The 15,083-nt window shown below is 35.4% G+C and carries 17 protein-coding genes; 4 read left to right on the top strand and 13 right to left on the bottom strand.

Annotated features, from left to right (window positions below):
* Positions 1–191: 191 nt before the first annotated feature.
* The 3 genes from BG05_RS27300 to BG05_RS27290 all read left to right on the top strand — a co-directional run bounded on the left by BG05_RS27300 (position 192) and on the right by BG05_RS27290 (position 2,456).
* On the top strand, positions 192–1,058 hold the full coding sequence (locus BG05_RS27300) for an SDR family oxidoreductase (protein WP_002087502.1): 867 nt from the start codon (positions 192–194) through the stop codon (positions 1,056–1,058).
* Between the two features lie 221 nt (positions 1,059–1,279).
* The gene (locus BG05_RS27295) at positions 1,280–2,041 is read left to right on the top strand and encodes a L,D-transpeptidase (protein WP_002029880.1); all 762 of its coding nucleotides are present in this window, start codon (positions 1,280–1,282) and stop codon (positions 2,039–2,041) included.
* A gap of 163 nt (positions 2,042–2,204) precedes the next feature.
* A complete protein-coding gene (locus BG05_RS27290; protein WP_002029881.1) occupies positions 2,205–2,456 on the top strand; it encodes a hypothetical protein in 252 nt (83 codons plus the stop codon).
* Positions 2,457–2,468: 12 nt separating this feature from the next.
* On the opposite strand, the gene BG05_RS27285 is transcribed toward BG05_RS27290, so the two are convergent.
* The 13 genes from BG05_RS27285 to BG05_RS27225 all read right to left on the bottom strand — a co-directional run bounded on the left by BG05_RS27285 (position 2,469) and on the right by BG05_RS27225 (position 14,208).
* Positions 2,469–3,410 carry a carbohydrate kinase family protein gene (locus BG05_RS27285; protein WP_033733796.1) on the bottom strand — a complete coding sequence of 314 codons (942 nt, stop codon included), beginning with the start codon at positions 3,408–3,410 and terminating at the stop codon, positions 2,469–2,471.
* Complete coding sequence (locus BG05_RS27280; protein ID WP_003187453.1) at positions 3,407–4,882, bottom strand: glycoside hydrolase family 32 protein; 1,476 nt, start codon at positions 4,880–4,882, stop codon at positions 3,407–3,409. The genes BG05_RS27285 and BG05_RS27280 overlap by 4 nt, the downstream gene beginning before the upstream one ends.
* 17 nt (positions 4,883–4,899) lie before the next feature.
* Positions 4,900–6,276 carry a sucrose-specific PTS transporter subunit IIBC gene (locus BG05_RS27275; RefSeq protein ID WP_003187455.1) on the bottom strand — a complete coding sequence of 459 codons (1,377 nt, stop codon included), beginning with the start codon at positions 6,274–6,276 and terminating at the stop codon, positions 4,900–4,902.
* A 135-nt stretch (positions 6,277–6,411) separates the two neighbouring features.
* Positions 6,412–7,398 carry a LacI family DNA-binding transcriptional regulator gene (locus BG05_RS27270; RefSeq protein ID WP_002125369.1) on the bottom strand — a complete coding sequence of 329 codons (987 nt, stop codon included), beginning with the start codon at positions 7,396–7,398 and terminating at the stop codon, positions 6,412–6,414.
* A gap of 118 nt (positions 7,399–7,516) precedes the next feature.
* Complete coding sequence (locus BG05_RS27265; protein ID WP_002029883.1) at positions 7,517–7,732, bottom strand: DUF1540 domain-containing protein; 216 nt, start codon at positions 7,730–7,732, stop codon at positions 7,517–7,519.
* A 72-nt stretch (positions 7,733–7,804) separates the two neighbouring features.
* Positions 7,805–8,257 (bottom strand): thioredoxin family protein, encoded by a 453-nt coding sequence (locus BG05_RS27260; protein ID WP_002029885.1) that lies wholly within the window; start codon positions 8,255–8,257, stop codon positions 7,805–7,807.
* A gap of 12 nt (positions 8,258–8,269) precedes the next feature.
* Positions 8,270–8,689 (bottom strand): disulfide formation protein C, encoded by a 420-nt coding sequence (locus BG05_RS27255; RefSeq protein ID WP_000532256.1) that lies wholly within the window; start codon positions 8,687–8,689, stop codon positions 8,270–8,272.
* Positions 8,690–8,854: 165 nt separating this feature from the next.
* Entirely contained in the window at positions 8,855–9,103 is a 249-nt protein-coding gene (locus BG05_RS27250) for a YhdB family protein (RefSeq protein ID WP_001195459.1), read from the bottom strand.
* Between the two features lie 122 nt (positions 9,104–9,225).
* The gene (locus tag BG05_RS27245) at positions 9,226–9,735 is read right to left on the bottom strand and encodes a PCYCGC motif-containing (lipo)protein (protein WP_002186740.1); all 510 of its coding nucleotides are present in this window, start codon (positions 9,733–9,735) and stop codon (positions 9,226–9,228) included.
* A 45-nt stretch (positions 9,736–9,780) separates the two neighbouring features.
* A complete protein-coding gene (locus BG05_RS27240; protein WP_000840531.1) occupies positions 9,781–10,890 on the bottom strand; it encodes a GerAB/ArcD/ProY family transporter in 1,110 nt (369 codons plus the stop codon).
* A 12-nt stretch (positions 10,891–10,902) separates the two neighbouring features.
* The gene (gene gerYC, locus BG05_RS27235) at positions 10,903–11,985 is read right to left on the bottom strand and encodes a spore germination protein GerYC (protein ID WP_033733798.1); all 1,083 of its coding nucleotides are present in this window, start codon (positions 11,983–11,985) and stop codon (positions 10,903–10,905) included.
* Positions 11,982–13,487, bottom strand: a complete 1,506-nt coding sequence (locus tag BG05_RS27230) for a spore germination protein (protein ID WP_033732084.1) — start codon at positions 13,485–13,487, stop codon at positions 11,982–11,984. Before BG05_RS27230 ends, gerYC begins: the two co-directional genes overlap by 4 nt.
* A 124-nt stretch (positions 13,488–13,611) precedes the next feature.
* On the bottom strand, positions 13,612–14,208 hold the full coding sequence (locus tag BG05_RS27225; protein ID WP_002087481.1) for a hypothetical protein: 597 nt from the start codon (positions 14,206–14,208) through the stop codon (positions 13,612–13,614).
* Positions 14,209–14,439: 231 nt separating this feature from the next.
* On the opposite strand from BG05_RS27225, the gene BG05_RS27220 reads away from it, so the two are divergent.
* On the top strand, positions 14,440–15,000 hold the full coding sequence (locus tag BG05_RS27220) for a nitroreductase family protein (protein WP_002186732.1): 561 nt from the start codon (positions 14,440–14,442) through the stop codon (positions 14,998–15,000).
* The last annotated feature ends 83 nt before the right edge of the window (positions 15,001–15,083 follow it).

Genomic DNA, 15,083 nt, shown 5'->3' with positions numbered 1-15,083 from the left:
CAACAGTTATATATAATATTCGTTTTTTAACTATTTTGCAATAGTTTTGCATAAAAACTTTAGAACAACTCATATTTTATGTCGTAAATTCGAATATTAATCGTAAAACTGTGTGTGCATTGCGGTTCTTTAATGTGTAAGTAGTTTTTTTTATTGTGCGCATTATAAGGGGAAAGGAGTTGAAGGAAGTTATGCCGCAGCAAAAGAACTTTTTAACAATGCCAGCACAACATCAAAATAAACAACCTGGTATTGAATCGTTAATGAATCCTCTTCCAAAGTTTGAAGATCCAAATTATAAAGGAAGTGAAAAGTTAAAAGGAAAGAATGTATTAATTACAGGAGGAGATAGCGGGATTGGAAGAGCTGTTTCTATCGCTTTTGCAAAAGAGGGAGCAAATATTGCGATTGCTTATTTAGATGAGGACGAAGATGCAACTGAGACGAAACAACTTGTGGAAAAAGAAGGCGTGAATTGTGTATTATTGCCGGGAGATTTGAGTAATGAACAACATTGTAAAGAGATTGTAGAAGAGACCGCCCAGCAGCTAGGGGGGCTAAATGTTCTTGTGAATAACGTCGCACAGCAATATCCGCAGCAAGGACTAGAGTATATTACAGCGGAACAGCTAGAAAAAACGTTCCGTATTAATATTTTTTCTTATTTTCATGTTACAAAAGCAGCCCTCTCTCATTTAAAGCAAGGGGATGTAATTATAAACACGGCATCTATCGTTGCGTATGAAGGAAATGAAACGTTGATTGATTATTCTGCAACGAAAGGAGCGATTGTCGCTTTTACAAGATCGCTATCTCAGTCGTTAGTACAAAAGGGAATTCGTGTAAATGGTGTTGCACCAGGCCCAATTTGGACACCGCTTATTCCATCCAGTTTTGATGAGAAAAAAGTATCACAGTTTGGGAGTAATGTTCCTATGCAAAGGCCTGGTCAGCCGTATGAATTAGCGCCTGCATATGTATATTTAGCGTCTAGTGATTCGGCATATGTAACGGGACAGATGATGCATGTAAATGGTGGAGTAATTGTGAATGGATAGTTTTCATTTATAAGAGCAAAGTAAAGTTAATTGTATTTATCCCGCTATTTGCGGGCAGTAAGACTCCTACCTAACAATTCGGTGAATACAAGGAAGTTAGGTGGGAGATAAATGTCCGTAAATGCTCGATTGGTGAAGGCTAATCCTCAGTGGGGATGGACAAAATCCCCCAACGAGTAAAGTTTCACTTTATTATGATGTTAGTGCTAGGGAGGATTTAGATGAAGAAAGTATGGTTTATCGTAATCCTATTTTTCTGCCTGCCAGCTAGCGTTTTTGCTAATACAGATCATTTAATATTAGTTAACCTTACGACGAATCAGCTGTCTTTTTTTGAAGATGGAAACTATACTAAGACATTTCCGATAACGACAGGAAAAGACAGGACCCCGACGCCTGAGGGTAATTTTTGTATTATAACTAAATATAAAAATAAAGAATACCATCGTAAAAAAATAGCTGGGGGTGCTCCGAATAACCCTCTCGGTACGAGGTGGTTAGGTCTAGATAAAAAGGAATATGCAATTCATGGAACAAATCGGGAATGGACGATTGGAAGCAGGGAGTCGAATGGTTGTATTCGCATGCACGATCGGGACATACAATGGTTATACGACCGGGTACAATTACAGACGAAAGTAATTATTTCTCGTTTTCATACGAGTCCCGAATATGAAGCGTATAAGCTTGGTTATCGGGTTGTGAGTTGGAATGGTCGTAAAGTAGAAGAAGAACAAATTGGAATGCTTACGTTAGTAGATCGTGTAAATATATATTGGCAAGAACCAAATGGACAATTGACGAAAGTAAAAACGGTATTGCCAAATGAAAAATATACAGTGTATTCAAAACGAAAAGATGGAACCTATTATATAGGAAACAATTTGTATATTGTAGATGTAACGGGAGAAAAAATTCGTTATGAGCAATTACCTTATTCGATTTTAAGTAACATATATAAAAGGAAATATAATGTTCCATAATAGCTACCGTGTATAGGCGGTAGCTTATTTGTGATGAAGTTTAGTTGGTTTTAATGATTTCATACCAATCGCGCGCCTGTAAATAGTGAGATAAAAAAATTGAAACAGCAACTATTATGTTTTGCTGAATATAATACAGTACAGACTGGGGGGCGGTCACATTATGAAAAGTGAATTTGCATTTAAAATTTTCTTAATCACGACTTGTTTATTTATCGTGTATTTATATGCGTTACTCGTCTTCTCCTTTTATGTTCCATATATTGATTTAATATTGTTCGTTGGATTTATTTGGGCATTTGTTAAAGCGAGGGAAGGGGAGAAGAGTGTATATCGGCGCATTACTTTATGCGGGACGGTCCTTCTCGTTATTTTGTACTTTTTTATGATGCATGATGTTTGGAGAGGAATGTAAAAAAGCATACGACTAATCGTATGCTTTTACCTCTGCCAATGATGGAAGTGAAGCGATTGCTCCGTAGTTTGTACATGTTATGGCACCTACTTTATTTGCAAAAGAGACAAACTCGGCTAAATCTGTGAATTTTTGAGGAAGCGTTTGTTCATTTTTAGAAATTTGATACAACATCGCTCCGACGAAAGCATCACCAGCACCAGTTGTATCTACTTGTTTAATTGAAATAGAAGGTACAATGATTTGAGCTTCTTTTGTCGCGAGAAGAGTACCGTCTTTTCCAAGTGTGATAGCTACAACTTTAGCCCCGTAATTTAATAATTTTAGTGCTGATTGTTGTAGATTAGTTTCTTTAGAAAGCATCGTTGCTTCTTCTTGGCTTACTTTTACGAAATGTGCGTGTTTTATAAAGGATAGGCAATCTTGAGAAAATTGTTCTACATCTGTAATAAGTGCATCTCGATAATTTGGATCAAAAGAAATAAAGTGATTATTGTCTTTTGTATATTGTAATAGTTGAAAGTATGTTTCTTTTAATGGACTTGATAATAAGGCAGTTGCCGAACCGAAATGTATTAGATCATTACTTTTTATTTTTGCTAAATTAATTTTATTAAAGGTGTATTGACCATCAGCCCCACGCATAAAAATAAAATCGCGTTCACCATCTTTATCGATAGATACGAAAGCAAGCGTTGTTTGTTTATCTTTTATGAGCATTGAAGTGTCAACATGAGCACGTTGTAAAGTTTGTTCTAGAAAATCACCAAATGGATCATTTCCTACTTGCCCCATAAATGTAGCATGTCCACCTAATTTTGTAATAGCAGCGGCAACGTTAGCGGGAGCTCCACCAGCTTTCTTTTCGAAATCAGTACCATCTACTAAAGAAACATTGGAGTTTCGGCAAACGAAATCAATTAATAATTCACCTATACAAAAAACATTTCTCATATAATCCCTCTTTTAAGTTTATATTGTGTAATTGTAAAGTTTAGTTTTGCATCTGAAAAGATTGCGATATGATGTGTAATGTCTTTTCGCGGAAATACTCTAGACGTAAAGACAGTGGAACCATCATATAAGAAGATTTCTACGATGCTATTATCTACAAATATTCTGAGGTCTATCGTATCTTGAATATCAATTTTTTCACAGCGTTCATATCCATATTCTCCGCCAAATTGGTGATGGAAGTTGCTTCGGTCTATGGAAACAGTTCCTTTTTCACGGTTAAATATAATCGGGAAAGAATCTTCTTCATTATGGAAGAGAGAAAGGCCAAAGTTATTCGCATCATCTGTTTTAAGAGTTACAATTAATTCATATGAGCATTCATGGCCAAGGGTCGCCAGTACGTTTAATCCAGTTGATATGTCACCTGAAATCTCTTTTTTTGTTGTTCTTAGTTTTTTTAGTTCTGAAACTGGTTTTTGTTTTAATATATTATTTTCTAACGTTAGTTCTCGTGGAAGTGTTAAACAATGAGCCCACATATAATCATCAGAAGGGTATGTTATTTCGCTTGAGCCCGCCCAAGCAAATAAAAGGCGGCGTCCAGATTGATCTTCTAAAGTTTGAGGGGCATAAAAGTCGAAACCTTTATCAACTTCGTAATACGAATCAATATGGAAATATAAATTTTCAATATCGAAATTTCCGATTGCATATATGACATTATATACATTTTGAAAATTCCCCTCGTCTTTTTCGATTCCTTGTGGCGAAAAGAGTAACATATCTTTCCCAAATAATTGGAAATAGTCGGGGCACTCCCACATAAATCCGAACTCTTTTAAATTTGTTTTAACCTCGCCTTGGAAATTCCAACTGTATAGGTCTAGTGACTTATATAATAATAGAGTACCCGTTTTATTTTCACGTTGTGCTCCGAGTAACATATAGTACGTATCGTTATTTTTCCATACTTTGGGGTCACGTACATGCTTCGTATATCCGTCAGGAATCATATCAATAACAGGATTATTAATATACTTAGTCATCGTATATTGAGAATCCATCGTTACCATACATTGTTTAGCATCCCGAGAATCATTAGGTTTCTTTATATTCCCTGTATACAATAAGTGAAGAAGCCCATCTTTTATAATAGAGCTACCAGAATATGCGCCATGTGACTCATAGCTTTCGGTAGGGATAATGGCTACAGGCATTCGTTCCCAGTTAATAAGATCTTTTGATTTTACATGCCCCCAATGTTTCATTCCGTGAATCGGGCCAAATGGATACCACTGATAAAAAACATGATATTCATCATTGTAGTATGATACACCGTTAGGATCATTCATTAATCCATATGGCGGATGAATATGATAAATCGGTTTCCATGAATCTTGATTTGCAATTGTATATAAAGAATGTAATTCTTCTTTATTGGATTGCAGTATTGTTTTATATTTCGACATAGGTTTTTACCTCGTTGTTATTTACTTTCTTTATATAAAATGAGAGTGGCAACAAAAGCAGTAATAACTGCAATAGCGAAGCCGATTACATAATGAATCACATTCATCATGCCAAGCGGTGCAACAATTGTAAGCATTGGAATACCTGTTAAACCGTATGCATTGGCTGCGACTTGCATCCAAACAACGTAAGCGCCTCCAATTGCGCCACCAATAGCAGCTGCAATAAATGGTTTACCAAGTTTTAAATTGACACCAAAAATAGCTGGTTCTGTAATTCCTAAAAATGCTGACGCTGCTGCTGGAATTGCGATTTCTTTCGTTTTTTTGTTTTTTGTTTTGAAATAAACTGCTAAAGTAGCTCCGCCTTGGGCGACGTTAGCCATTGACCAAATAGGGAGTAAGAAATTGACACCGATATCTTTATTAGCAAGTAAGCCAGCTTCAATAGCGTGGAAGCTATGGTGTAAGCCAGTAAGAACGATTGTTGAATATAGACCACCGAATATAAGACCAGCCACTGGTCCTGCAAATTGATAAATAGTATTTAAAAGGTACGTAATACCGTCACCGATTTTATATCCAATTGGTCCGATAATAATAAGTGATAAAAAGCCAGTTATAATAATTGTTAAGAACGGTGTAACTAATAAATCTAAAGAGTTCGGAACTCGTTTGCGGAGTTCTTTTTCAATTGTACTCATAACGTATACGCATAATAAAATAGGTAAAACAGTGCCTTGATAGCCAATCATATCAATATCCATACCGAGGAAATGTAAAAAAGTTGGTTTTGCGTTTGCAAGAGTCCAAGGATTCGTTAAGTTTGGGTGAGTTAATATACCACCAATAACGGCACCTAAGAAAATATTTCCTCCAAATTCCTTGGCTGCACTAACACCGATTAAAATAGGTAAAATAACGAAAGCTGCACTTGAGAACATATCAAGTAATTGGATAAGTGGGTGATCGCTAGGAAATAATTTAAACGCTTTCAACATTCCGAGTAGTCCCATAAGTAAACCACTTGCAACGATGGCTGGAATAATTGGAACGAAAATATTGGATAACGTTTTTGCTAGGCGAGTAATCGGATTCATTTTTTTCTTAGGAAGATCGTTTGATGCCGTAGAATCAAGTTCAGTTATTCCGATTAGTTTTGAAAACTCATCATACACTTTGTTTACTACACCAGTGCCAAAAATAATTTGGTATTGCTCATTCGTTGCGAAAGCACCTTTAACCCCATCAATGTTTTCGATTTCTGACGTGTTTATTTTTGTTTCATCTTTTAGTACAAGACGAAGGCGAGTAGCGCAATGAGTAGCACGAATAATGTTTTCTGTTCCTCCGATGTTCTGTAAGACTTGAGCTGCAATTTGTTTCATATCCATAAAAATTCCCCCTTACTATATACTTCGAGTTTATGGAACCGGTTCCGTTTTTGGTTAAAATAAAAAACAGGGACGTGATGTGAAAATCCTGTTTTTTAAATGTGGAACCGGTTTTAATTTTATTATAAAGCGCCTTTAAATTTTGTCAACGCTTTCTTGAATTTTTAATGTATAGCGAGAATGTAATATTTTAGGGATTGTTTTATTTTCAACAAGCTGCGAAAGGGAAGTAGCAGCAAGCTTACCAGCATGCTCATAGTCAAATGCGATTGTCGTTAAGCTAGGGTGTACCATTTCAGAAATATCATATCCACCGAATCCTACTACAGATATATGATTTGGTATGGAAAGGTGGTTAGAATGAATTACTTTCATGGCTCCAAGAGCGATATTATCTGTAGCACATACGATAATAGTAGGACGGTTGTTATCTAAAATATGTTGTACTTGTTTCATCGCATCTTCTATTTTGAAAGTTGTTTCGTAGTAAGAAGCGATGCAAGTAGGTTCTAAATTTTCAATGGCTTTTTGAAAACCATTTTTTCGATTTACACCAACAGAAATATCATCTTTTTCTACTCCTAAATAAGCGATATGGCGGTGTCCTTGTGATAATACGTATGCTCCTAGCTCATAAGCAGCGTCAAAATCATCGTGAACGAGGCAATATTGATTCTCATATTCTTGACCAACAAATAAAATAGGGGTAGTAGAATTAGCGATGATGTGTTTATGCTCTTTTGTTAAAGTTTTTGTTAATAAAATTATGCCAGCTACTTTTTGCTTTATAAAGTTTTCCATTGCTTGAATTTCTGTTTCAATTTTTTGATTCGCATTTGCAACAAGCATCTGATAGTTATTTTCCTGTAAAGCATTATCAATACCAATAAGTGTTTTTGTTGTAGCAAAGGAGTCTAATCGGGGGATAATAACGCCAATTAAATTTGTTGTTTTCGCTTTTAAACTTTGCGCAAATGTATTTGGAGAGAAATTCGTTTCTTGAATAATACCTTCAATTTTCTTTTTTGTTTTATTACTTACATAGCCACCATTTAAGTAACGAGAGACAGTACTTTTTGCAACCCCAGCTAATTTGGCGATATCTACAATTGTTTTAGCCATAGTATTCCACCTTCATATTCATAAAAAACTTTTAATTTTATTATAGGGAGAATTAAAGGTTACGTAAACAAGAAGAGAAGAAGAAAAACCACCTCACGTATATGAGGTGGAATAAGTGTTAATATTTCGGTTTAAATGTATGACAACACGTTTCTACACTCGTTGTTACAGAACTTTCAAGCGTCTCGTTTGTTAAAGTAGCGTTTGTATATGAACTGTTTTCAATTTGACCTGCTTCTTGTGCATCAGGTTGAACAACGATTGCACTTGCTTGACAAAGGTTACCTTGTCCCCAAAATGAGCAATTGGAAACAGAGCATTTCACTTCTGGCATAAAACCCCCTCCTCATACATTAGTGTGGGATTTTACGCCCATTTCATGTATAGAAGGAGTTTCCTTTTCTTATTATTTTTTCGTTTGCTCAAGCCACTCTTTTAATTTGTCTTCCGGTTGTTCGCCGCTAATACGGCTCACTTCTTTACCGTCTTTAAAATGAATGATTGTTGGAGTTCCTTTAATTTTATATTCATCCCAAGGAGCATCTAATTTTTCAATATCCATAACTTTCATATCAACATTCAAGTCTTTAGCCATTGGTACTACGATAGGAGATAATTTTTGGCAATGAACGCAAGATGTTTGATAAAAGTATACTGTTTCTTCTTTTTTCTCTTTTAAATTCTTTTGGAGATCTGAAAGAGAGATTTTATTTGTGTAGTAGTCAGAACCATCTGTTTGACTAGTAGCATTATCAATTTTTTGGCTCGTTGAAGCATTTTTTTCTTCCATTTGTGTTACAGCGAAAATTGCTGCAAACAAGGCGATAATAATACCGCCAAATATAAGCATTTTTTTCATTCTTTCATCTCCTTATTTGTTTTTAATTACGATGAAGCTACAAACAGCGATTGTGATAAAGCCGATAAGTGCTAAAAACGGGATTGTCACAAAGCCGAACCAGTTTATGTATTCTCCCGTACAAGGTACGCGGCCGCAAGCTGCCCCAGCAGCTGAAAATGCTGCGATTTTTTGAATTGCATAGTGATATAAAGAAATACAAGCACCAATACTTGCGATTGGTAAAGAATAACTTGCAATGCGATAGTCTTTCTTTACTACAGCGATACCGAGCCATAAAACAAATGGATACATAAAAATACGTTGATACCAACAAAGGACACAAGGCTCAAATTTCATAATTTCGGAAAAGTATAGACTTCCTAATGTAGCAATAAACGAAGCTCCCCATGCAGTAAATAAAGCATACTCTTGCTTTTTTTCTCGTCCCATATTTTATACCTCACTTATAATAGTTACATACTAAATTATAGTATGAAGTGGTAGGGAAAAGAAAGAAAAAATATGTTTATCAATAAAAGTTTTATAAGGAGAAACTTTTATTGATATAAACATTTTAAAAAAGCGCTATTCTCATAAAGAGAATAGCGCTATATTTTACATTTGAATTTGCTCTACTTCTTCTACATGTGACTTTTGGGATGCGTGGTCAATATATTGAAATAGGAGCTGCAATTGTTTGTCAACTTCTGGTAATTCTTTACTGTATTGATAAGCGTGTAAAAAGTGTTCAATACGCTTAGAAAATAGTTGATCATTCGTTTGGACCATTAAAACGAGTAGTTTATCCCAATTACAGCAATACGTGTAATAGAGAGCTTTGTCATAGTCGTTATATGTTTGCACTGTGTACCCTCCTTACCGAAGAGTTATATATAGTGTGTGACAAGCGAGGAGAAATACACTTGAAAGAATTTGTTAAGAAAAAAAGTGAATGAAAAGAAAAAAACGAGGAGTCTCCTCGTTTTTTAAGCTTTTGGCATTGGCGTAGGTGTTGGTTTCCCATATCCTTCTTTGTATTTATTATCAATATAATTACGAATTTCAAGAGTTGATTTTCCTTTTTGTTTCATCGAAGCAGATTCAACCGCAATTTCTAAGCAATTGACGCAAGTTGTTGCATGGGAATCCCAAACAACTTCACCATTCTTTTTGATTTCACGAATAAAGCAATTTTTATTATTTTTATGTCCTACACTTTCACCACAACCGCAGTAACAAGGAATCCAATCCAATAGTTCAGCATTTTGTCCAGCGACAGTATAGATGTCTTTCATTTGTGGATCAAGTTTGTCTAGGAAGGCCGGAAGTGTGTCGACTCCTTTTGTCTTTTCTTGAATGTCAGCTTGCTGAGTATGCGATGCGTGGTCATGCTCTTCTTTTGATTCAGAAGATTTTTTTTCATTTGTACCAGTACTCCCGCATCCAGTAAGAATTAAGCTCAGTACTACAAGTAAAGAAAATACATACTTTTTCATTCGCTTGTCCCCTTTACAAATGTATTAATAAAATTGTATCAGAGATTATGGTGTGTCGGGTGAAGATTTTTTCGACTGATTTTTGAAGCGCCATCGTAGTGAATGGAATAGAAATAAGATTGGGATATAAGCGTATACAATATACAATCCAGCCTGAGATAGTACGGTATTTAATGTATTGATGCTTTCCCTGTTTGTGAAAAACAAAGATGAAACAAATATAGTCGCGATAAACAATGGCAATGTAATGTTAAATGGTATGTGAAAAGAGTATTTACTAATACGACAAGAAGACCAAATGGTTAAACAAAGATTAGGTAAAATAATAAGAAACCAGATGAAAATAATAATGTATTCAAATCGCTGAATGAATGGGACTTTAATAATTTTTAGCATTGTTAAAGTAGGCCAAATTGTATGATGCAGTTGGCCCTGACTATAGTACATAAGGGAAACGATTGCTAGTACTACATATAAAATAGTTGTGAAAGCAATCCCGCCATGTGCCCATTTATGTAGCGATTTTCCCTTTTTAATAAGTGGGTAAAAGATAAGGATTGCTTCAAATCCAAGAAACTCTAATGCAGATGCTTTCGCTGAATATAGAATGTCTGCAGGTGAATGGGTGAAAATAGGTAAAATATTACGGACATGTGCGTATTTCATAGGGAAAACTAAGAAGAATAGTACGAAAATCGGTATTACGACTCCCCAAAAACACATTCCTGTTACAGAGCGGAAGCCACCTTTTATTACGTAATACGTCACGAGTAAAAATAATAATGTTAATTTCCATGGTTTAATTGTAGGAAAGACCCATACTTGAATGACTTCGATATATGTACGAAGCACAGTAAGGCAAAATAACAGAAGATATGCAGCAAAGCACATAGACAAAAAGGTTCCAATCCATTTTCCGAAACATGTCGTATGAATGGTCATCAAATCATTGTCTTTATCTAACATTTTTAACATACAAAACAGTACGATATGAGTTAAGACACCCGCAACAATAAGGGAAATCCAAGAATCATAACCAGCATATTGTGCAATAACTCGTTGGTATCCTAACACGCCTACTCCAATTTGAAGAGAGTGTAATAAAAGAAATGTGAAATAAGGGGAAACAGTCATTGTTTTATTTTGCTCAGCCATTGTAACACCTCACTATTCTCCGATACCAGATTGCACAACATTGATTTGTACGTGAACAGCAACATCTACATTAGGGTACATTTCTTGAATTTGTTTTATAGTCCATTTTCTTGAATGACTACGAATTTCTTCCCGTATCCCTATCGGATCGACCTCTTTTTCTTGGAATTGTTTTATTAATTCGTTTAAATGTTTCTCAACTGTTTTTTCTACATGTTTTTTTATGTAAGTTATGTTTTCGTTTTTCGCTAAATCAAGCCAGTTTGGAGCGCTTTTTATGAGTCCATTTAATTTTAAGTGGATGTTAACTTTCGGAATGTCACCAGTATCGGAAAGGTAACAAACGCTCTTTCCAGATAAGTTTTGAGTGGCAATTAATCCTTTATGGTTACCTTGCTGTATTGGAACTTCATAACGACCATTTGTAGTTGAATTAAGGAGTAATTTCAATAAAAAAGATCCTTTTTTATCTGTGTACATAACCACTTTATCCTTTTTTAAAAAAGCGAGTCCTTTAATGGAAGCAGACTTGTCTTCATCAATTTCAATATAAGGAAGAAATGGATCGCATCCTGATGAATAAAAGTTATATAAAAAAATATTTAAAGCAGTCCGTGGAATCGTTTCGGCTTCTATGTTTTGCTCCAGTAAGTCAGACAGATAGAGTGATCCATTTGTTTTAATATGTTTGAGCAGTTTTTCTGTAGAACCGTCTACCAGTGCTAGTTGAACATCTCGACCAATATTAGGATCACGTTGCAAATTATTTATAATATCGCCAATTCCATGTTCGCCAATGGATTTTCCAAAAAGCACAACACGCATTTGACCGACAGCGATAGTATGAGGCGATTTTGCATTTAGTCGTGAAGATATTGTTTCAATCGTGCCAGCAGTAGTTGACTGAGTTTCTGGTTTTGATTGAACGCCTTTTGTGTAATCGGGATATAAAATCGTCCCGCGAAATTGTTTGTCTTTCGTTATATCAAATCCACCTACATGAATCATTCGCTGTGTGTCTACTATATTCGGTTGTGTACAGCCGGATTGGAAAATTAAAGTGATAATGGAAAAGCATAATAAAGTATTTTTCATTTCTCTTCACCATCATGTTTTTCTTTCGCTTTGTTTGGATCATAGCGCCATTTCTTTTTTGGTCTTAGAAAAGAGGAACGTCCAGCAGTTTGACTAAATGGCAGGCGAAGGAGCCCCTCTGCTGTCCCTAAACCGCGAAATGGATATAAAGGTAATAAATAAGGTGATCCAAGTGATTTTAAGCGAATTAAATGAGCTAATATGAATACGAATCCTACAATGAGACCTAAGCCCCCAAATGCACCAGCTAAAAGAATAAGTGGAAATCGTAGTATCCGGATAGTAGAAGACATTTTTACAGTTGGTGTTGTAAAAGAAGCGAGTGCTGATAAAGCAACTGCAATTAATAAAATGGTACTCGTTAAAGCAGCCTGAACAGATGCTTGGCCAATTACAATCCCGCCAACGATGCCGATTGTTTGTCCAACTTTTGTAGGTAATCGTGCTCCAGCTTCACGGAGCAATTCGATTGTGATTTCTAAAAAAAGTGCTTCTAAAATGGGCGGAAAGGGTACATTAGCTCTTGAAAAAATAATCGGACCTAGTAAATCCGCAGGAATCATTTGATAGTGATACGTTAATACAGCTGTATAAATAGCTGATGAAAATAGCGAGAATGCTGCTCCGAAAAAGCGAACCATTCGAAGAAATGAGCCTGCTATCCATGGTAAATAATAATCTTCTGGAGAGACGAAGAAATCGAGTAATGTCGCTGGTCCAGCTAATGCATATGGTGAACCGTCTGTTAAAATGACAACTCCTCCATTCAATAATGCATAAACGGAGCGATCTAAACGCTCTGTAGGGAGTAAAACAGGGAAGGGAGAGTTGCTGTTATCACTAATAAACTGTTCAATCATAGTCGCATCGAAAGGAACATCAAAGTCAATGTCTTGTAGGCGCTGCATTGCAGTATTAACGTGCTGTTCATTCGTAATGCCTTCGATGTAAGCAACTACGACTTTTGTTTTTGATATAGAGCCAACTACAACTTGTTTGAAAACTAATTGCTCCGTTACAATATTCCGGCGAAGTAAGTGTATATTTGTATCAATATTTTCAACAAATCCAACTTTTGGACCGATGACACTATATTCATTTTCTGTATCGTTATATAACCGTGTACCTAAAACTGAACTCTCGGCACGAATAAGTGCATATTCAACTGCTTGAGAATCATTTTTCAGCTGTATAAGTACATACCCACTTAATAATTTTTCACGAATATCATCAATAGAAGGATTAGTGACAATCTCCTCAAGTGTGACGATATTTGCTATGTCACTTATATTTTCAATGTGATCTAATTCTCTTTTAATAGGTGTTAAAATGAATCGATTAATGAGGAGTGATTCGGCTGTAGATTTATAATAAAACAAACACAATGTTCCATCGTCTACTACGTTATAAGACACGAAATCACTGGATTCTTTCATAGTGTGGATAAACTCCGGAATGGAACAGATTGTTTTTTTCTTCTTTTTAGACGATGAACGAAACATTTTCGCACCCCTTACTACATCATTTGCTTATGTTAGTTTTTGGGAAAGAGGGGAATTTATACTTGAAAATTGAAAGTTTATAAAGAAAAGGAAGAGTATTGAATATCTCTTCCTTTTTGACAGGCTAATTTGTTTTCTTTTCTTTAATAGACTTCACTAATTTAATCATTTCTGCCCGTATATCTTCTTTTTTAACATTTAATTTTTCCGCAATTTGTTTAATATCCATCCCATCTTTTTTCATTTTTAGTACATCGTCAAGAGGGGTATTACTTTTTTGAGAGATGATTGTTAACACGGTAAGTTGGCGTAAGCCGATGTTATATTCTTTCATTTTTTGTTTCAGTCCATCTGGTGTGGACTTTTGCATATTTGCTAATTTTTGCAGTAGTGCTTTTTTCGTTTCTTTATTCATATGATGCTTTTTCAATTTACTTGGGTCTACACCGAAATGCTCGGCTGTTTTCTCCCAAGATTTATTTTGCTTATAGTAAGCTAAAACGTCCTTAATTTCTTTTTTACTTATTCTTGCAATGTGGGCAGCTTTCCAAATTTCATGTTTATTATAGCCGAGTTTTTCGAGCGACTGCATTTCTTCTTCTGAAATAGGCTTATGATGGTGCATTGTTACTTCTTTTGGCGTGGCAGCGGAAGCAGGAAAGACAGATATCCCGCACAATAATGCTGCCATAGTCATACTTACTGCGATTTTCTTGTACATATAAACTCCTCCTAGATGGGTAATGTGGAAAACTTACACATATCATTTCCATAAAATGTGAAAAACTTGTGAACACACCAAGTTTTTTTATTCACAACGAGAAATTAATTTTTTAGCTGTTTTCCAACATAAAACATTGATTAATAGTGAAAAACTAGGTTATAATCGAAATTGAAAATCAATATCAATAACGGAATTATACATATAGATAAAAATAAGGGAGAGAAAAATATGACTACATATACTTCCATCGCAAATGTTATTAAAGAAAGACGCTCTGTTCGTACATTTACAAATAAAGCAGTAGAAAAAGAGCTATTAATTGAACTATTAAACGACGCAACATGGGCACCGAATCATAAACATCGTGAGCCATGGAATTGTAAATTATATATTGGAGAAGGCCGTCAGAAATTAGTAGACGCAGTATTAAACTCTTTCACAGAAGAAGAAAGAGCAAAACGCGGCAAAACTTTATCTGATCGTTTCTTAAGTACGCCTGCACAAATCGTTGTTTACATTGATGAAGATCCGCGTCAAATTCCACGTGACGAAGATTACGCTGCAACATGTGCATTTATGCAAAACTTCCAATTACTTGCTTGGGAACGCGGATTAGGCTGTGTTTGGAAATCAGGTGGATTAAACTACAATCCACTATTTATAGAAGGAATTGGTTTAACACGAGGCCAACGCATCATTGGAATTCTTCATATCGGCTATTTCGATAAAGCACCAGAAGGAAAAGCGCGTACGCCGATTACGGAGAAGATGGAGATTATTGAAGGTTAATTAGAAAGAGGCATTCTCGTTTTTTCGGGGGTGCCTTTTTATTATGCAATCAATCCTCATGAAAGCTTGTTCCTTATCATACA

The organism is Bacillus mycoides, assembly GCF_000832605.1.
Taxonomy (GTDB): Bacteria; Bacillota; Bacilli; order Bacillales; family Bacillaceae_G; genus Bacillus_A; species Bacillus_A mycoides.
This window is presented reverse-complemented; position numbering and strand designations above follow the sequence as displayed.